Origin of the sequence: Caldalkalibacillus uzonensis (assembly GCF_030814135.1) — a bacterium.
Taxonomy (GTDB): Bacteria; Bacillota; Bacilli; order Caldalkalibacillales; family Caldalkalibacillaceae; genus Caldalkalibacillus; species Caldalkalibacillus uzonensis.
Map to the genome: position 1 here is coordinate 51,862 of NZ_JAUSUQ010000004.1, position 17,774 is coordinate 69,635.

Below are 17,774 nucleotides of genomic sequence, written 5' to 3' on the forward strand. Positions count from 1 at the left end.
GGAGTGAAATGAAAAAGATACTCAATCAAATGGACAATAAACTTGATGCAGCTCAACAATTCGTGGATGAAATGAAAAAAAAGACCAGCCACCACCCCTGGCGTCCTGTTTATCATGTGGCCCCTCCGGCCAATTGGATGAATGACCCCAATGGGTTCTGTTTCTTTAATGGGGAGTATCATCTGTTTTATCAGCACCATCCCTTTTCCCCCGAATGGGGCCCGATGTACTGGGGGCATGTGAAGAGCAAGGATTTGGTGTTTTGGCAACACCTCCCCATTGCCCTGGCGCCGGGCGAAGCCTATGACAGGGACGGTTGTTTTTCGGGCAGTGCTATTGAAAAAGACGGCAAACTATACCTCATGTATACCGGTAATGTGTGGACAGGACCAAATCATGATAAAGATCTGCAGCAAACCCAGGCTTTGGCCGTGAGTGACAATGGGGTGCGGTTTACCAAACTGGCTGAGAACCCGGTGATTGCTGCTGCACCGGAAGGAGACATACACCCCCACCATTTCAGAGATCCAAAGGTCTGGGAGCATGAAGGGCAGTACTATGCTGTGATCGGCTCCAAAACCAAAACCAACCAAGGCCAGGCCCTGTTGTTCCGTTCGCCTGATTTGATCAACTGGGAATTTGTCAATGTCATGGCCAAAGGGGAAGGAAACTTCGGTTTCATGTGGGAGTGTCCCGATTTCTTCCATTTAGACGGTCAAGATGTGCTGGTCATGTCCCCCCAAGGCATGAAACCGGAAGGCATCTATTACCATAACCTGCATCAATCGGGTTATGTCATCGGCACGTTAAACTATGAAACAGGGCAACTTTCCCACGGCCCTTTTCAGCTCTTGGATTATGGCTTTGATTTTTATGCCCCTCAAACAACAATTGACAACAAAGGAAGAAGAATCCTCATCGCCTGGATGGACATGTGGGAGAGCCCCATGCCTACGCAAACCCATGGTTGGGCTGGAGCGATGACGCTGCCCCGCTTGCTGAGGATCGAAAATGGACAGATTGTCTCAATACCTGTACCAGAGTTAGAACGGTTGAGGGAAAATGAAGTAGCTTATACACAGGTGACGGTGGAAGGTGAGCTTGCCTTGGAGGGAATCAGCGGGGATCACGTAGAACTGGAGCTCGTCATCGATGCCCAGGCCGCTTCCCGCTTTGGGTTGAAACTAAGAGTGAATGAAGAGAGAGGGGAAGAAACAGTCCTGACTTACACCAAAGATGACGGCCTCGTGAGCCTGGACCGCAACCGCTCGGGTCAAGGTCCTGGCGGCATCCGCCAGGCAGAAGTCCCCTTGGAAAATAACCAGCTCCACTTGCGCTGTTTTATTGATAAATCGTCTGTGGAAATTTTTATCAACGGCGGGACAACAGTGATGACGGCCCGTGTGTATCCCAGTGAAGGGGCCACCGGCATCCGCTTTTTTGCCGATCAGCCTGTTCAAATCATCAACCTGAAAAAGTGGGACTTAAAACATGCTATAATTAATTATTAATTAAAGTTTTTGCCAAACAGACAAGGAGTGTTTAAACCATGAAAACCTCAGCCGATTCGCTGGTTGTCACCATCGGCGAGCTTTTGATTGACTTTTTTTGCACCGATGTAGACGTGGATTTGACCCGGGGCACCCACTTTGTAAAGCAGGCCGGCGGTGCGCCGGCCAACGTGGCCGCAAGCGTAGCCAAACTGGGCGGCCAGGCTGCTTTTGTCGGCAAAGTGGGCCATGATCCGTTTGGCACCTTTTTAAAACAGGTGTTGGATGAGCAACAGGTGGATACCTCCATGCTGGTCATGGATGAGCACGCTCCCACCACCCTTGCCTTTGTTTCCCTGACCAAAGAGGGGGAACGGGACTTTGTGTTTAACCGGGGAGCGGATGGCCTATTAAACTATGATGAGTTAGACCTGGAAAAGATCCGCCAAGCAAAAGTGATTCATTTCGGTTCGGCAACCGCCTTGCTGGACAATCCATTCCGGGACACCTACTTGCGCCTCATGGCAGAAGCCAAGGAAAATGGACAGCTGGTTTCCTTTGATCCCAACTACCGCGGGGACCTGTGGAAGGGCAGAATAGAGGAGTTTGCCCACTTATCCCGCCAAGCGCTAAGCCAGGCTGATTTCGTCAAAGTCAGTGCCGAGGAACTGGAAGTGATAAGCGGAACATCCGAGCCAACCCAAGGTGTGCGAAGAATACATCAGTTAGGCCCCCAGGCTGTAACCGTCACCCTTGGCAAGCAAGGAACATTCCTCTCTGCCGGGGAGCAACAAACCCTGGTGGAAAGCATCCCGGTTAAAGCGGTGGATGCCACAGGGGCGGGTGATGCCTTTGTGGGAGCCGTATTGTTTCAGTTGGCCCGCCTGGATGATCCCCAACAGGCCTTAGGCGATATGGGACAAATGCAGGAGATCGTCGCTTTTGCCAATAGGGTGGGGGCCCTCGTGTGCACCAAAATCGGCGCCATGGCTGCCTTGCCGAGCTATGATGAGGTCATGAAAGTGGTATAATGAATAAAAAAGCAAAGGGGATGACAGGCTTGAAAATGCCGAATCAAGCCGGCCGTTACACCTATCAAGACTGGCTGAAATGGGAAGGACGCTGGGAACTGATTGACGGCAAACCCTACAACATGACACCTGCTCCATCCTGGGAACATCAGTATATCGTTGGCGAACTTCATTTTGCTTTGCGGGCGTATTTTGGCAACAAAGCCTGCTATGTGGCGGTTGCTCCTTTTGATGTGTATTTAAGCGCAAAAGAAGATTATGACCATCCCGATCATGTCCTGCAGCCTGATCTGTCTGTCATCTGTAATCCCAATCAACTGGCTTCCAAAGGGTGTTACGGCCCCCCAACGCTGGTAGTGGAAGTACTATCACCTGCAACAGCATTGAAAGACCGGAACGAAAAGTTGAAGCTTTACCAGCAATTTGGTGTCCAAGAGTACTGGATTGTGGATCCCGGCTACAAAATGGTCGAAGTACTGGGACTCGAGGATGGTTATTACCGCACAAAAGAGGCCTTCGGCAAGGAAGGCCAATTAAGGTCGTTTATTTTTAAAGATCTAACGATTAATTTAAAACCCGTTTTCCAGTTTGAACAGGACAAGACTCCTTAAAGCACCTGCTGCTCTTCACTGGCGGAAGGTGTCTCCTTAAACGGCCAAAAATTGGCCTGGCCAAACATCCTGACCATGACTGGTACAAAGAGGGGCAGCACCACCAGAGCATAAAGGAACAGCCCCTTCAGGACGATAGTGGCAATTTGCATCAGGGAGAGGACCCCTGATGGGTACATGGCCGCAAACGTCCCACCTAGAATGACAGCAGCAGAGATAATCACGGTGCCCATATTGCCCATGGCCAGCAATATGCCTTCCTTGACCGACAGGTGCCGGTATTCGTTAAAGCGGTTCATCAAGAAAATGCTGTAGTCGATCCCCAGGGAGATCAGCATCACAAAAGCAAAGAAAGAGACCGCCCAATTAATGCCCGAATACCCCAATGCGTTGACAAAAATCAGTTCTGTGACCGCCATGGACGTATAATAGGTTAAAACAAGGGAAGCAATCAAATAGATGGGCATCACCAGGGAACGAAGCACAACGACCAGGATAAGGGCAATGCCCAACAGCATCAGCACCACTGTGCGCGCATAGTCTTCACTGGAAATGTGGTACAAATCAGCATAGGTGCTGGTCACACCGCCCACAGCCAGTTGAGCCCCTTCCAGTTCTGTATCTTTGACCGCCCGTTGAACAGCTTCCTCGAGTTGTGGGATCATGGCCAACGCTTGTATAGCGTAGGGATTGTCGGCCAGGATCACATCAAAGGTGGCTATCCTCTGATCGGCAGAGAGATAAGCCTCCAGCGCTTGCTGAAACTCAGCGCTGTCCAACACCTCCTGGGGCACATGCCAGCCGGCCATTTCCTCGTCAACGACAGCAGAGAGTTCAGCCAGATAATGTTCTGCCTGGGCCAAGCCGTCCGCCACTTGATGCAAGCCAGCTGTGCTTTGATCCAAACCGCTGATCAAGGCATCCATTTGTCCCCCCAGTTGTTCAAAGCCCAACAGCAGTTCCTGCTGTCCTTTATTCACCCGGTCCAGTCCGCCAGACAAAGAGGGCAGCTGACCGGTGATCTGCTGCTGGCCATCCGCTAACTCGTTCAAACCATCTTCCAACTCTTCAAGGGCGGTGATCAGTTGATCCAAACCGGCCAGTAAAGCTTGCTGGCCGCCAGCCACGCCGGACAGGGCGGCATTGGCCTCGGCTAAACCTGTTTTGATCTGGGCCAAGGCCGCATTCAACTGCTCCAACCCGGCGGCCAGCTGCTGCCCTTGCTGGAGCAAGACAGCTGTGGCCTGCTTCGTTTGCTGGTACTCTTCATCCTGCTGCAATTGGGGGTGCCTTTCCTCCACGCGTTGCAAAGACTGATGGACCTGAGACAGTTGCTCCACCAGACGGGCCAATCCTACCTGGAGCTGGCGATACTGTTCAGCGACAGAAGCCAGGCTTTCCTCTGCTGTTTGGTAGCCTTGCAGCAGTTGTTCAGCCCCTGCCTGCAGCTGGCGGGCGTTGGCTTCACCCAGGCCAGAGCTGATTTCCTCAATCCCGTCCCGCCCCTGTTCCAAACCTTCCTGCAGTGTGGCCGCTTGTTGAGCGACCAGGAATCCCTCGACTGGTTCCCCTAATGGTCTGGTGACAGAACGCACCTGCTCTACACCATCCACTTTGGCAAGCTCCCGGCTGATTTTTTCAAGCAGCACCAGATGGTCCGGTCCGTCCAGCGGTGCATGGTGCCGCAGCACCACCTGGACAGGCATGGCTTCACCGGGTCCAAAACGTTCGCTGATGATGTGAAAGCCTTTGACAGAAGGATAGCCATCTCCGATCTCTTCTGTCAGGTCAAAGGAGATCTGTCCGTCATACGCGAGCAGAACAGGCGCGGTAATCAGAGCAACAACGGCCAGGGCGATGAGCGGCCGGGCCAGAGCAAAGCGGCCGGCGGCATCCCACAGCTTACTGGGACGGTGTTCCAATTGGCCCCTGACCGGCCAAAACAGCCTGGGACCCATGAGGCCCATAAACACTGGAACAAGGGTGTTTAAGGCCAACAACAGGATGGCCACTCCGACAGCCACAGCTACCGCCGATTGATACAGTTGGAAAGTGGATAAACCGACTGTGGCAAAGCCGATCATCACTGCCAGACCGCTGTACAAAACCGTTTTTCCTGCCGTACGGTAGGTGGCTGCCACCGCCTCGGTACGGTTATCCTGGCGGATCAGGCCACTTGTCTTTCAGTATGCCTCTCATGCTTTTTCCTCCATCTCCCGTAAGATGTGATTCAGTTTTTCATATGTGTTGATAAAGGTTTCGATCTCCTGTTGTGAAAAATGAGTGATCACTTTTTTGACCAGCTTGTATATTTTTTCTTCAGTTGCAGCCAGCCACTTTTTTCCGGCGGGTGAGAGTTCAAGATAGACCAGACGGCGGTCACGAGGATCGCGTTTCCGTTCCAGAAAACCTTTATCCACCAGCCTGTTGGTGATGGCTGTAATTGCGCTTTTGTTAACCACAAAGGCGGCTGCCAACTGCGTTGATGTACATTGGCCACACCGTTGGATATAACGCAGCAAAAAAAATTGATCAGTTGTCATATCCTGATCCAGCTCTGATTTGACCAGGGTGGCTGCCCTTTTCGTTACGAAGAAAGAGATGGACAGATAACGGTCGACGAGGTGTCGGATGCTTTCCTGGTGCACGATTTCACTTTCCCTTCTGGCACGAGATCCTCGATACACGCAACTCCTTGCTCAATCCGTACTCAACGATCTTTTACAACCAATTGATTCAATGATTTAACTATTAAACAGTTTAACTATATGGCCGGATTTCTGTCAAGCGCGTGTCTATTAAGGATTACAAGGGTTCACCAGCATACGATGCGTTTTGAGCGAATTGTTCTTCAAGAGTCGTTAGAATTTAAGTGGAGGAAGTGTTCAAATATGCTACAATTGTTTTAAAATAAACGATGGAAAGGTGGTTCCTGTGAACGTTAAACCGGATTGGGCTCAGCTTGTAGAACAGAATATACTGATGCAGCTTGATGGCATAGATGAGCATGATCCTGGTTTACAACATATATTGGACGAGCATCCTGAGGTGAAGCTGCTGATGGAACGGCGCAGCCACTTGCCTGATCAGGTGGTTATTAATGGCGTGAATCCGATTTTACATGTCTATATGGAAGGCATTGTTGAAAACCAGCTGGCCGATCCCCAGCTGGAAAGCTTGCAGATCACAATGCGCCGGCTCAGGGACATGGGCTTAAGTGACCATGCGGCCCGGGCCAATATTGTGCGGGTCTTTATTCACTTTTTTTATCAAACACTAAAATCTAAGCAACCGTTCGACACGGAAGGTTATCATGCTGCGGTGCGCCTATTAGGGGTCAAGTGGAAAAAAACCGGCCGGAACGACCCTTGTCCTTGCGACAGCGGGCGCAAATACAAACGATGCTGTATGCCGGTGAAGAACAATGTTCCTGTTCTGGCAGAGATTGATCCGATGGCCGGTTTGTTATGTCTGGGTCAAGGCGCCTATTACTTTGGCTCACCAGCATTGATCGCAAAAGACCCCCTTGATCCCCTCTTGCAACTGGAAAACAGGGCTCATATTGCCCATTACTTTAAAGAGGCAGGAGATATGAAAGGAGCTGAACTGGCGCTAAAAGAAAATGTACGCCAAGCCCGGAAAATGGATCATTTGAGTTATCTCAATAATGCCCTACAAGATTTGCAAATGTTTTACCAGAACCACTCTGGCTACGAACAACAAGCGTTAGAAGTCACTGAGGAATTAATGGATCTGGCTGAAGATGAATATCAACGGGGCAATTATTGGTGTGACAAAGCGGATATCCTGGCAGATGCCGGCCAGGTGGCTCAAGCAGAGGAAGAATACCAGCATCTGTTCAAGGCGATGCCCAACTGGCAATATGGCCGGTACCGCTATGCCTCCTTCCTGGAACATATAGGCCGCAAAGCGGAAGCTGTCTCCCTGTTAAAAGAACTTGTTGCAGCACAGGAGAACATAGATGAGGAGACCTGGCAGGCCGCCCGTGACCTGCTGGACACTCTGGAACAATGAACCACACCTGCCACGCAGTGTCAACAGCAAACATAAAGTTTTTTATTACAGAGACAATGTCCACGTTTTTCGCCTCATTGCGGTATATCAAGTGATTAGCGACCTGTCGTTAGCGGGCTTCAAGAAGCAACAAGTGAGGGCTCTCAATATACTTGATCACATCCTGCATAAACCGGGCTGATTGCGCCCCGTCAATGATGCGGTGGTCAAAACTGAGCGACACCCCGATCACCCGGCGGATCACCACTTGATCTCCTTCGAGAGGATCCTCCTTCACCACCGGTTTTTTATAGATTTTATGCACACCCAGGATGGCCACCTGTGGCGGTTGAATAAGCGGTGTGGCCCACATGCCTCCAATGGAGCCGATATTGCTGATGGTAAACGTGCCCCCTTGCATCTCTCTTAAGGTGAGCTTTTGCTCCCGGGCCTTCTCTGACAGCCCTTGGATTTCCCGGGCCAGTTCAAGGATGCTTTTTTGACCGGCTTGTGGAATGACCGGAACAACCAGCCCCTGGGGCGTATCCACAGCGATGCCGATGTTGATCTCCCGGTTAAACAGAATTTCGTCCCGTTCCTCATTAAATGTGGCATTGAACAGAGGGTGTTTTTTCAAGGCATAGACCACTGCCTTCGTGATGAAAGGCAGGTACGTCAGCCGCACCCCTTCCTCTGTTGCCGACGCTTGCATACTTTCCCGCATGCGGATCATACCGGTTGCATCTGCTTCATCAAAACCGGTGCAATGGGCAATGGTCGCCAGAGACAGTTTCATATTGCGGGCCATCGCCCGGCGGATGCCTTTGAGCTGTACCCGTTCTTGATCAGCTTCCTCTGCTGTTTGTATGGCTTGGACCAGCTGCTGCCCGGACTTGTGCATCTGGGAGGGGGCCAACTCCTGTTCAGCGGCCAGCTGCTCCCTGGCCTGGGCATAGCGGCGCACATCCTCCTCCGTAATACGTCCCTGTTTACCGGTCCCTGCCACTTCTCTCAGATCCACTTTCAGTTCGCGGGCCAGCCGTCTAACCGAAGGGACAGCGAGGGGCACTCCCGATCTTAATTTATGCGCCGTTTGCTGCTCAGTCTCCCGTCCCGGAGCGGGGGCAATCAGCTCCGCTGACGAAGCGTTGTGCTCTCCTTTGTGGATTTCAGTATTTCGGTCCATCTGTGGATGCTGTTCCGTTTCAAGCTGTTTTGTTGCAGATTGTTCGGAATCGATGGTGACCAGTACCGCGCCCACTGGCACCACATCACCTGCTTCAGCCCAGAGGCGCTTAACCTTCCCGGCTGCAGGTGAGGGAAGTTCGACCACCGCTTTGTCTGTTTGCACTTCGGCCAGCACCTGATCCTCTTCAACCATCTCCCCCTCACTGACACACCACCTGACAATCTCTCCTTCTGTGATTCCTTCACCCACATCAGGCAACTTAAATTCAACCAGCATCTCCCGCCATTCCCTCCCTTATCTAATTAATAGTCCAACAGCTCATGGACGGCCTGTAATATCCGCTCCTCATGGGGCAGCCACTCATCTTCAACCTGAGGAACAGGGTAAGGGGTGTCATAACCGGTCACGCGCATCACCGGGGCATGGAGATAGAGAAAGACTTTTTCCATGATCCGGCTGGCCAGCTCAGCCCCGAATCCCCCTGTTTTGACCGCTTCATGGACAACCAAGGCCCGCCCTGTCTTGCTGACCGAGTGCATGATGGTCTCCTCATCCAGTGGAATCAGTGATCTGAGGTCGATCACCTCAAGTGAAATGCCCCGTTCCTGCTGGAGTTGCCCGGCCAGCTTGTGCACAAGCCAGACAGGTGCCCCCCAAGTGAGTACTGTGGCATCCCTTCCTTCGCGCACCACCCTGGCCTGGCCCAGGGGAATGCGATAAGGTGCTTCCGGCACCTCTTCCTTGATGGCCCGGTACAGCTTCATCGGCTCGGCAAACAGTACCGGATCGGGGTCATCAATCGCTTGCAGCAACAGCCCTTTGGCATCATAGGCAGAACTGGGAATGACCACTTTGAGGCCTGGGGTATGGGTGAACAACGCTTCTAGACTGTCCGCATGCAATTCCGGGGTACGCACCCCTCCACCAAAGGGGGCCCGTACCACCAGCGGCAAAGCGTACCGTCCCGCTGAACGGAAACGCAGGCGTGAAGCTTGTGAGGCCAGTTGATCCATCGCTGGATAGAGAAAGCCCATAAATTGAATCTCAGCCACCGGCTTCATCCCGTTTACAGCCAGACCAATGGCTGAGCCAATAATCGCCGATTCGGACAAAGGGGTATCCACAACCCGCTGCTCGCCAAAACGGGCCTGCAGCTGGTCAGTGGCCCGGAACACACCGCCATTTTTGCCCACATCTTCCCCAAAGACGATCACAGCCGGATCCTGATCCAATGCCTGGGCCAAAGCTTGATTAATGGCCTGGATCATGGTTAATTGTGCCATGAAACACTCCCCTTTCTCTGTGTCCAGGACAACACCTCTTCTTTTTGACGCAGCAGGTCTTGGGGGGGATTGGTGTACACATAATCAAACGCTTGATGAAGCTGTGACCTTGGTGTTTGTTCTGCTTTCTTGAGTGCTTCGTCCATGACAGTCTTAAATTCAGCGGCTGATTGTTCCTCTTCATGCTCTGACCATAAGCCTTCACGTTCCAGGAACAGACGAAAACGCCTGAGGGGATCGCGCTGTTGTTTCCATTGTTCAAGCTCCTCCGCCGGACGGTAGCGGGTGGGATCATCGGCCGTGGTATGGGGACCCAGGCGGTAGGTGAGCGCTTCAATCAAGGTGGGACCTTCTCCTCTCCGGGCCCGCTCCACCGCCTCTTTGGCCACCTGGCAGACGGCCAAAACATCATTCCCATCCACCCGGACACCTGGCAGTCCGTAACCCTGGGCTTTATCTGCAATTACCGTGTGGCCCGTCTGCTTGCTCAAGGGCACGCTGATGGCCCACTGATTGTTTTGGCAAAAGAATACGACCGGTGCTTTTAACACAGAGGCCAAATTGAGGGCTTCGTGAAAATCCCCTTTCGAAGTAGCGCCATCTCCAAAATAGACCAGCGCCACCCGGCCGTCCTGCTTCAGTTTGGAAGCCCACGCTGCACCCACTGCCTGAGGAAGCTGGGTGGCAATCATAATGGAGATAGGGAACAAATTGTACCCCTCCTCCAGTCTTCCCCCTTCCAGATGCCCCATGGTGTACAACAGAGCTGATGTGTAGGAAAGGCCGAAGTTAAAACAGGCGGCCAAATCCCGGTATGTAGGAAACAACCAGTCCCCCTTTTCCAGCACATAAGAGCTGCCCACTTGGGCGGCCTCCTGTCCTTCTAAAGGTGCATAAGTGCCGATACGTCCCTGCCGCTGCAGCCGCACAGCCCTCTGATCAAATAACCTGGCCCATTGCATCCGTCTGTACAGGTCTTTCAGCTGTGCGTCTGATAAATTTTGGGGTTGCTCTCCTACCACTCTTCCGTCTTCATTCAGCACCTGGACTAACCCCGCCTCACAAATTCCCATCCTTTCAACCCCCTCATACAAAATCAACATACCTTTATAAACCAGAATACCCACGTTTAATGTTCCGTATTTTTAATATATCATAAATAATCTGAAACAAACAGCAATGTACTGCCCCAACGGAGCAGCACATGTCAGGCAAATGGAAGAATGTGGCCTTACACTTAAGCGGAGGGCACCGAGGGCTTCTGAACAGTACCCTTGTGCAGATCGGCAGGGGACCCTTGATGTTGCAAATGACCTGCCGGGGGCTCCTGATCCTGGTTAAAGAATAGATTTTTGTACCTGTAGAGGTAGAACAGCGCTAAACAGAAGGCCAACAAGTCAGCCAGAGGAAAGGCTAACCATATGCCGGTCAAACCCCAGAAGGGCGGTAAGATAAACAGCAAGGGAATCAGAAACAGCACCTGGCGGGCCATGGATAAAATCAATGCGGCCCTGGCCTTGCCCAAAGCTTGGAAGACGCCTCCTGTTACCATCTGGATGCCAATTGTCATGCACAGGGCAAACATGAACCTGAGTGCAGTGGAACCCATCTCCAGCACTTCCGTATCATTGGTAAAAATCAATAAAAACAACTTGGGAAAAGCCATGACCAGGACAAAAATCACCAATCCCATCAATGTCGACACTTTATAGGCCAGCTTGATCGTCTCGCTGACACGTTGATACAACTGGGCGCCGTAATTGTAACCCACGATGGGTGCAGTGCCTTGCATAATGCCCAGCATAGGCAGAATGGTAAACATAATGATGCGGTGAACAATGCCAAACACGGCCACAGCCAAGTCACCGCCATGGCTGATCAGCATGTGGTTGGCCACAACGAACATGATGCTTCCCGCCACCTGGTGCACAAAAGCAGATGACCCAATAGCCAAAATCTGTTTGAGAATAGTCAAGTTGGGACGCAAATAAGCCGGCTTGAAAGTAAGGCTGCTTTTTCCCGACTTGAAATAATAGACCAGGTAAACCGCCGTTATGGCTTGGGCTAAAACGGTTGCTCCTGCCGCTCCCCTGATGCCCCAACCGAAACCAAAAATAAACAGAGGGGTAAGCAGCATATTTAAGCCCGCAGAGATGACCATGGTCAACATCGCCATCTTGGCATTGCCTTCAGAGCGGATAATATTGTTCATAGAAAACCCAAAAGCAAAAAAGACTGTGCCGTATAAAATAATGCCCAGATAATCCCTGGCATAAGGCAAAATGGTCTCACTGGCACCAAAGGCATACAACAGCGGTTCAATGAAACTTAAAGCGGCAATCACACCGATCCCACTAACGATTAATACAATACTGATCACATTGCCAAACACATGGTTGGCCTCATCCGATTCACCAGCGCCCAGCCGTCTGGAGATGACCGAAGCACCGCCAATACCAATCGCACCGGCTATGGCCATGACGATCATTTGGACGGGAAAGGCGATCGAAACAGCCGCTACCCCTATCGTCCCTACACTTCTGGCAATAAAAATGGCATCTACCACGTTATATAAAGCCATGACAAACATGCCTACCATAGCCGGGATGGACAAACTGGCCAGCAATTTGGGGATGGGCTCCTTACCCAAACGCTCACTTTGTATTTTCATCAATACCTCTCCCTTGTCCGTCTATTTGCACTTTTGATGAATGTAGTCAGCGGCATTTTCAGCCATCCGTATTAATGTATGTAACGTACGCTCTACTTCTTCTTCAGTCAGACCTTTACAAATAATTTCTGTCCATTCCTGCAAAATGGAGTACAGAGTGGGTTTAAAGCTTAGCCCTTGTTCGGTCAGAAACACTTTGTTGGAACGCCGGTCTTGTTCATTGGTTTTGCGAATGACGTAACCTGCCTTTTCCAACTTATCAATGGCGCGGGCTGTTGTCCCTTTATCCATATTTAAGTAGTGGGCCAATTTTTCCTGGGGCAGCCCGTCTTGGTGATACAAGGCCAACAGAAACAAAAACTGTCCTGTGCCAATATTGTATGGTTCCAGCTTTTTGGACACATAGATTTGACTGTAGCGGTACAGCAATGAAATCCATCTGCCAATTGACTCTTTAGCCATGTTGATCCCTTCCAACCTATTAGTTGCAAATGCAACAATGACTCACAGCTATTATAACTTTACACTGGTTGACTGTGCAACGATAATTGTATTAAAAATCCCCCAAAAATACGTTTTTGGGGGATTTCTCACACAGGGAGAACCACATTGCTTGCCGTTTCACTCTGATCACTAGCCAAGTGCTGCCTGCTGAGCGATGCTCCAGTCGAAGCATCAAACAAATGCAGGGCGTGTCTGTCAAAAGATATTTCCACTTTGCCTCTCAAACCTGCTATCAATTTTTTGTCACTAAACAAGCGGAACAATGAGCTGCCAACCGTCACATTGACCAAGGTGGAATGACCCAGAGGCTCTAGCAGATTGACGGCCCCTGTTAATGAAATCTGACCCTTTTTGCCCAGTTTTAAATCATGGGGCCGTACCCCCAGGTAGACATGTTGGCCGTCATGGACGTTAAATTCCTTGAGGCAGCGGCCCAAGTTGATCTTTGTGCCCTCTGCGGCAAACTGAAGCTGATCATCTTGCACAGATAAGCGGCCTTTCAAAAAGTTCATGGGCGGGCTGCCAATGAAATGGGCAACAAAATAGTTTTTGGGGTGATGATACAAATCAAGGGGCTTACTGTATTGGACTAATTCCCCATCTTTCATAATGGCAACCCGGTCTGCCATCGTTAAGGCTTCTTCCTGGTCGTGGGTGACCATGACAGTGGTTATCCCCAATTCCTGTTGAATCCGCTTAATCTCCTCTCTCATCTCAATCTTTAAGCGGGCATCCAGGTTTGAAAGGGGTTCATCCAACAGAAGCAATTTCGGTTCTTTCACAACAGCACGGGCCAGGGCGACCCGTTGCTGCTGGCCGCCGGACAGTTCGCTGGGCAGGCGGTCCAACAGGTGCTCCAGTTTGACCAGTGCTGCTGCTTCTTTGGCCCGTTCAATCCTTTCTTTCTTGGGCACTTTCATTTGTTTTAACGGGAACATAATGTTTTCCAGCACAGTCATGTGCGGGTATAAGGCGTAGCTCTGAAACAGCATCCCGATGTGCCGGTCTTTAGGCTCCACTTCATTGACAAGCTGACCGTCAAACAGAATGTCGCCCTCGGTTGGCTTATAAATCCCGGCCAGCATGAGCAAGGTGGTCGACTTGCCGCAGCCGCTTGGCCCCAGCAAAGCCACAAATTCACCGTCCTCTATCACCAAATTGAGATTCTCGATCACATGTGCTTTTTCAAAGCGTTTGTACACGTTTCTTAACTCTATTTTCATACTCCCTTACCTCCTCCCGCATGAATCTGCATGAGCGATTTTTGGGTGAGAATGAAAAAGGCGATAACAGGCAGCATATAGAAGACCGAAACAGCTGTCAATAAACCATAGGGCACTACATTGGGATCGCTCAACAGCTTCTGCAAATAGGTGGCTAAAGTGATGTTGCTGTCACTGATGATAAAGGTGTATAGCAAGAGGAACTCCGACCAGCCGGACAAGAATGAAAAGATACTTACAGCCGCAATCCCGGGCTTAACCAAGGGAAGAACAATGGTATACCACACCTTAAACCGGTTGCAGCCATCGATTAAGCCGGCCCATTCCACATCCCAAGGCACATCATCGAAGAATCCTTTCATAATCCACGCCGTGAGCGGGATTTGCAGCGCTGTTTTCACCAGCACTACGCCCCATAACGTGTCAAACAGGCCCAAGAAGTTGAGGATATAGAAGACGGCAATCAGCAGGGCGATACTTGGAAAGGCATGTAAAATCAACGTTATCTTTAATAATCCTTGACGGCCGGGAAACCTTAAGCGGGACAGGGCAAATCCGGCCATCACGCCAATGATGACCTCCAGGATGGTCAACACACCGGCAAAGACTAAAGAGTTCCATGTGGCCAGCCAAATACTCGGGTAAACCGAGCTGGCAATTTCCACGTTCGTCCACAAAAAACGCCAGTTGTCCAGGGTAAAGCCGACCGGTATAAAACCATGCTTCATCTGGCTGGAAAAGGAATTTAAAAGCAGCCACACATACATCAGAATGACGGGCAAGGTCGTGATGAACAAGATGGAGAAAGCTACTACATAGGGCATGCGCCGTTTCCATCTTGACGTTTTGGCAAAGGAAACATTTCTTTCTGTTTCTGATCTGTACACAGCTTCCATGCCTCAACCCCCTTGATGCCTACTCTATCCGCGTTCCTCTTTCCATCTTTTTCATACCGAACACTTTCCATAAGATCACAGTCAGGACAATGGCCACTGCGACAAGGACAACAGAAACTGCTGCCCCGTAACCAAACTCAAAATATTGAAAGGCTTTGTGATAAGAATAGAGGGCCAGCACCGTACTGTCAAAACCGGGTCCTCCATTGGTTAACAGCAAAATGTATTCATAGGAGGTAAGCAATGACAAAAGCTGCCAAATGGTGACAAACATCACCGGCCAGCGCAAGGCAGGCAGGATAATGTCCTTGATGATCGACCAATGGCCGGCTCCGTCTACTTTGGCCGCTTTGAACAAATCCTGGGGAATCGACTTAATGGCGGATGAAAAAATAATCATGCCAAAAGAGGCGCCGATTAAGCCATTGGCCAAAATAATGGCTGTCATGGGATAATTGACCAGCCACATGGTGGGCGGCATCCCCATCAGTTCCCTGATGCTGTTTAAAACCCCGTAACTGCTGGGGTCAAAAAACCACAGCCATAATAAGACATAGACAACGGGTGGTGACATCCTGGGCAGCATCCAGATGGTTCTGAAGAATAATCCGATTGATTCTTTCTGAATAAAGTAGGTGGTGAACAAGGCCAGGGCCAGGCCAAAGAGGACGTTAATGCCCAGGGTGAAAAAGACGTAGACAAACGTGTTGGTCAAGATGGCCGGAAGAGTGGGATCTTCAAGAAGGAATCTGTAATTTTGAAAACCAACAAAATCCCATCTCATCGCTGAGCCCATGCTGGTAAATGACAACACCACAATTAAAACAACAGGTAAGAAGTAAAATATTGTAACCATGATAAAGAAAGGGCTGAGCATAAATGCAGGCAAGCCCCATTTTTGCATATTTACAGCGAACCGCTGCGCTTTATCCATAACCCCTTCTCCCTCCTCATTGTGAGGTTGCCCCCTGTTTGGACAGGGAGCTTGTTGCTGCCTTTGCAGGAAGGACTTACTCTACAATACTTAGTTGATCTCGCAAGTCATTCTTTAACTGGACTTCCAAAGCTTCCAGAGCCTCTTGGGGCGTTTGTCTGCCCAGCTGAACAGCTTCTATGGCCTTAAAGACGGCATTGCTGTACGGCTCATATCCCTCATGATTAGGTAAGAAGGTGGTATATTGGGTCATATAGGCAATTTCACCCAGCGTGATATTCGCTTGATAATCTGGATGGTTGGCCGCGCTTTCTGTCACGGGCAAATGATAGGTTTCTACATTATGAGTGGTTTGCAGATCTGGATGGATGACATGCTCCAACAGCCGGATAATCAGCTCTTTATGTTCTGCGTTGGCGGAGACGAAGTAGGCAAAGGGATGCGACAGTGTCAGGGCTTGTCCGCCTTCTTCAGCAGCGGGATACAGCATCATCCCGAAGTTTTCCATCACCCATTCAGGGTCAACTTTACCCAATTCCTTGTGGAAATTATCTTCTCCCCAGTTGAAGATATTCCAAATGCCCCCAAAGTAGAAGAGCACCTCACCATTGACCACCATGGAATGGATATTGGACCATTCCATAGACAGCAATCCTTCGGGGATCAGTTTTTTCTGGGCGATTTCATGGAAAAAGCTCAGTTGCTTAAGAACAGCTTCTTTATCAAAGACGATCTTGTTTTCTTCGGGATCATACAATGTCCCACCAAAATTGTAGAGCATGACCTGAAAATCGGGGCCGTTAACGGGTCGGTGCACAATGCCATACTTGGCGGTCCCGCTTGAAACCGCCTCTTCAGCAACCTGAATCAAGTCATTAAGTGTAAACTCACCAATTTTGACCTTTTCAGGCAGGCGCTCAATCTCTTCTTCACTCCAGCCCAATTCTCTTAAAATATTTTTGTTATAGAAGACGGGACGCGCTTCCGTGTCTTGGACCGCTCCCCAAACGTGTCCTTTGTAGGTGACCGCATCCCACAGGACTGGGTAAACATCGGCGTAGGCCTCAGATTCTTTTAGCTCGTCCAAAGGTTGAATGTAGCCACCGTCTGCCAGCCAGCCAGTATTGGGATGACTTGCGACATAGATGTCAGGTTCCTTACCAGACTGGAAGGCCAACATAAATTGTCTGGCGTAATCCTCCCAGCTGCCTTCAAACATTTGGGTTTCCACTTCTACCCGGATATTTTGCCCTTCTTTTTCCAATTCTTCATTTAACATCTCCGCTGCCCGGACCAGATTATCCACCCGTGTGGTTTCAGGACTTGGAGCCTGTGCAGTGATTGTGACAACGTCAACCTCATCATTTTTCTGCACCTCTGGTTGATCTCCAGCCGCTGGTTCACTTGTTGAACATCCTGCTAAAGCGGTGAAAGTGAATCCTAAACAGAGAACAATGATCAACCAGTGTTGTAATTTCCCCATCAAAGATCCACCTCCGCAAAATTTTAGGTTGTGAAAGAATCAAAGTATGAACCATGGTTTAAAACACTTTCAGTTTTGATCCATACTTTATCTTTTTCCTCACCTCCTGTAGCTGAGTAAACCCATATGCATGATTAGACAGATAGAAAGATGGGGGGCTCACTGCATTAAGTACTTTACCCCAATCGAATATTATAGCATATACGTTTTTCAATATAAATGGGGTTGAACTGTGGATATAATTGTATATATAGTTTTGTAAGAGTTTGGTCGCAGTTTAATTAAACAGGAGTGTAGTTTGTATCGTCACTCAGCCTATCATTGCCCTTTCCAGTCCGCTTTACGTGATTCTCATGGTGGCTGCAGTTGCAGCTTTGTATCTTCTGTTAACACTTTTCCCAGTTTTTATTCCATTGTTAGGCATCAGTGTGTTAAGCTACATGCT

14 protein-coding genes and 1 pseudogene are annotated in these 17,774 nt (G+C 50.0%); 4 read left to right on the top strand and 11 right to left on the bottom strand.

All coding sequences use genetic code 11. The annotated features are described in order from the left end of the window. The first annotated feature begins 8 nt into the window (after positions 1–8). From J2S00_RS06540 to J2S00_RS06550, 3 genes are read left to right on the top strand one after another with little or no spacing between them, the layout of a single operon-like run. On the top strand, positions 9–1,511 hold the full coding sequence (locus tag J2S00_RS06540) for a glycoside hydrolase family 32 protein (RefSeq protein WP_307337085.1): 1,503 nt from the start codon (positions 9–11) through the stop codon (positions 1,509–1,511). Between the two features lie 38 nt (positions 1,512–1,549). After that, entirely contained in the window at positions 1,550–2,521 is a 972-nt protein-coding gene (locus J2S00_RS06545) for a carbohydrate kinase family protein (protein ID WP_307337089.1), read from the top strand. Positions 2,522–2,556: 35 nt separating this feature from the next. Continuing rightward, positions 2,557–3,132, top strand: coding sequence for a Uma2 family endonuclease (locus tag J2S00_RS06550; protein WP_307337637.1), 576 nt, complete (start codon positions 2,557–2,559; stop codon positions 3,130–3,132). Here J2S00_RS06550 and J2S00_RS06555 read toward each other — a convergent pair. Together J2S00_RS06555 and J2S00_RS06560 are read right to left on the bottom strand one after the other, a co-directional pair. After that, positions 3,129–5,303: pseudogene (locus J2S00_RS06555) on the bottom strand (MMPL family transporter); the annotation flags it as partial. The gene J2S00_RS06550 and the pseudogene J2S00_RS06555 overlap by 4 nt on opposite strands. A gap of 24 nt (positions 5,304–5,327) precedes the next feature. Continuing rightward, entirely contained in the window at positions 5,328–5,819 is a 492-nt protein-coding gene (locus tag J2S00_RS06560) for a MarR family winged helix-turn-helix transcriptional regulator (protein ID WP_370875840.1), read from the bottom strand. A 247-nt stretch (positions 5,820–6,066) separates the two neighbouring features. On the opposite strand from J2S00_RS06560, the gene J2S00_RS06565 reads away from it, so the two are divergent. Further along, positions 6,067–7,167 (top strand): SEC-C domain-containing protein, encoded by a 1,101-nt coding sequence (locus J2S00_RS06565; RefSeq protein ID WP_307337092.1) that lies wholly within the window; start codon positions 6,067–6,069, stop codon positions 7,165–7,167. A gap of 109 nt (positions 7,168–7,276) precedes the next feature. On the opposite strand, the gene J2S00_RS06570 is transcribed toward J2S00_RS06565, so the two are convergent. The 9 genes from J2S00_RS06570 to J2S00_RS06610 form a co-directional block, all read right to left on the bottom strand. Next, positions 7,277–8,611 carry a dihydrolipoamide acetyltransferase family protein gene (locus J2S00_RS06570; RefSeq protein WP_307337095.1) on the bottom strand — a complete coding sequence of 445 codons (1,335 nt, stop codon included), beginning with the start codon at positions 8,609–8,611 and terminating at the stop codon, positions 7,277–7,279. 26 nt (positions 8,612–8,637) lie between these two features. Next, positions 8,638–9,618 (bottom strand): alpha-ketoacid dehydrogenase subunit beta, encoded by a 981-nt coding sequence (locus tag J2S00_RS06575; protein WP_307337098.1) that lies wholly within the window; start codon positions 9,616–9,618, stop codon positions 8,638–8,640. Then, positions 9,606–10,691, bottom strand: a complete 1,086-nt coding sequence (gene pdhA, locus J2S00_RS06580; protein WP_307337102.1) for a pyruvate dehydrogenase (acetyl-transferring) E1 component subunit alpha — start codon at positions 10,689–10,691, stop codon at positions 9,606–9,608. The genes J2S00_RS06575 and pdhA overlap by 13 nt, the downstream gene beginning before the upstream one ends. 164 nt (positions 10,692–10,855) lie before the next feature. Next, complete coding sequence (locus J2S00_RS06585; protein WP_307337105.1) at positions 10,856–12,289, bottom strand: MATE family efflux transporter; 1,434 nt, start codon at positions 12,287–12,289, stop codon at positions 10,856–10,858. 21 nt (positions 12,290–12,310) lie between these two features. Then, positions 12,311–12,751 carry a MarR family winged helix-turn-helix transcriptional regulator gene (locus tag J2S00_RS06590; protein ID WP_307337108.1) on the bottom strand — a complete coding sequence of 147 codons (441 nt, stop codon included), beginning with the start codon at positions 12,749–12,751 and terminating at the stop codon, positions 12,311–12,313. Between the two features lie 128 nt (positions 12,752–12,879). Beyond that, positions 12,880–14,016 (bottom strand): ABC transporter ATP-binding protein, encoded by a 1,137-nt coding sequence (locus tag J2S00_RS06595; protein WP_307337111.1) that lies wholly within the window; start codon positions 14,014–14,016, stop codon positions 12,880–12,882. After that, entirely contained in the window at positions 14,013–14,912 is a 900-nt protein-coding gene (locus tag J2S00_RS06600; RefSeq protein ID WP_307337114.1) for a carbohydrate ABC transporter permease, read from the bottom strand. Before J2S00_RS06600 ends, J2S00_RS06595 begins: the two co-directional genes overlap by 4 nt. A 19-nt stretch (positions 14,913–14,931) precedes the next feature. After that, positions 14,932–15,846: a carbohydrate ABC transporter permease gene (locus tag J2S00_RS06605; RefSeq protein ID WP_307337117.1), complete on the bottom strand. Its 915-nt coding sequence runs from the start codon at positions 15,844–15,846 to the stop codon at positions 14,932–14,934. A 76-nt stretch (positions 15,847–15,922) separates the two neighbouring features. Then, positions 15,923–17,329 carry a sugar ABC transporter substrate-binding protein gene (locus J2S00_RS06610; RefSeq protein ID WP_307337120.1) on the bottom strand — a complete coding sequence of 469 codons (1,407 nt, stop codon included), beginning with the start codon at positions 17,327–17,329 and terminating at the stop codon, positions 15,923–15,925. Between the last annotated feature and the right edge of the window lie 445 nt (positions 17,330–17,774).